The organism is Streptomyces specialis, from assembly GCF_001493375.1.
Classification (GTDB): domain Bacteria; phylum Actinomycetota; class Actinomycetes; order Streptomycetales; family Streptomycetaceae; genus Streptomyces; species Streptomyces specialis.
In genome coordinates this window covers 1-1,243 of the sequence record NZ_LN929882.1, presented here as the reverse complement: position 1 = coordinate 1,243, position 1,243 = coordinate 1, and the positions used below count along the sequence as shown (strand labels likewise).

At 67.9% G+C, this 1,243-nt stretch carries 1 protein-coding gene; it reads right to left on the bottom strand.

The genetic code is table 11. From position 1 onward, the window contains the following. Positions 1-54 precede the first annotated feature (54 nt). Positions 55-1,243 (bottom strand): acyltransferase domain-containing protein (locus tag BN2279_RS09735; RefSeq protein WP_159037180.1); only part of this gene is annotated, 1,189 nt, incomplete at its 5' end.

Genomic DNA, 1,243 nt, shown 5'->3' with positions numbered 1-1,243 from the left:
TTCCTCTCCTCTCCTGTCTCATTCGGCGCTCTGGTATACTCCCTCTGTGTGTATTTATAGGCGCCACGCCCATCCTAGATCTCCCATACCCCCGTCGTCGCCAGCGTCAGAGGGGTATAAGAGACAGACCCCGGACACACCCAGCGACGGCCACTCCGGCATTCCGGGGCCGGCACCAGATCCGACCGATACGGAACCCGCGGCATGGCACAGCCACTCCGCGCCCTCGCGCCGCGAGAACACCTTCACGGTCCAGCACTCGTCCTCTGTGGAAGCCGGGGCGACTCGCACTTGAACCTCGACCGACTCAGCCTCGGTGAGAACCAGGGGAACCTGGAAGGTCAGCTCATCGACACGGTCACAGCCGACCTCGCTTGCCCCGTGCAGAGCCAGATCCACGAGGGCCGTTCCCGGCATCAATGCCGAGCCCATAACCTCGTGGTCCGCCAGCCATGTGTGCTCGGCCAGCGACAACCGGCCGGTCAGGGCCACCCCTTCGCCCTCTGGGAGCGTGACCGCCGCGCCGAGCAACGGATGGTGCGCGGCTTGCAAGCCGACACCAGTCAAGTCGCCACCTAGCCGTCGGGCTTCCAGCCAGAAACGACGTCGTTGGAAGGCGTAGGTCGGCAGATCGACCTGGCGGGCGCCCGTTCCGGCGAAAGCACCCGGCCAGTTGACCTCCACGCCGTGGACGTGGAGCTCGGCCAGGGCCGTGGTGACGGACACGCTCTCGGGCCGGTCCTTGCGCAGGACGGGCACGACGACAGCCGACTCATCCACCAGCTCGCGGGTCAGCGCACTCAACGTCCCGCCCGGGCCGACCTCGACGAACGCGCTCACCTCGCGCTCAGCCAGAGCCTGCACGGCGTCGGCGAAGCGGACCGGCTCGCGGATCTGCCGCACCCAGTACGACGGATCCGTGAACTCCCCACCCGACGCAGCCGGAACCACCGGCAGCGTCGGCGGGTTGAACACCACACTCGCGAGTTCCTCCTCGAACGCGGCGAGCATCGGCTCCATCAACGGCGAGTGGAACGCGTGCGACACCGCCAGCCGCTTGGTCTTGAGCCCGGCCGTGACCTCAGCGACGGCCGCTTCCTCCCCGGAGACCACCAGGGACGACGGGCCGTTGACCGCCGCGATCCCCACCCGGTCCTCGAAACCGGCCAGACGGGACAGGACTTCCTCTTCCGGGAGCCGGACGGCGACCATCACACCGCCCGCAGGCAGACCACCCATCAAC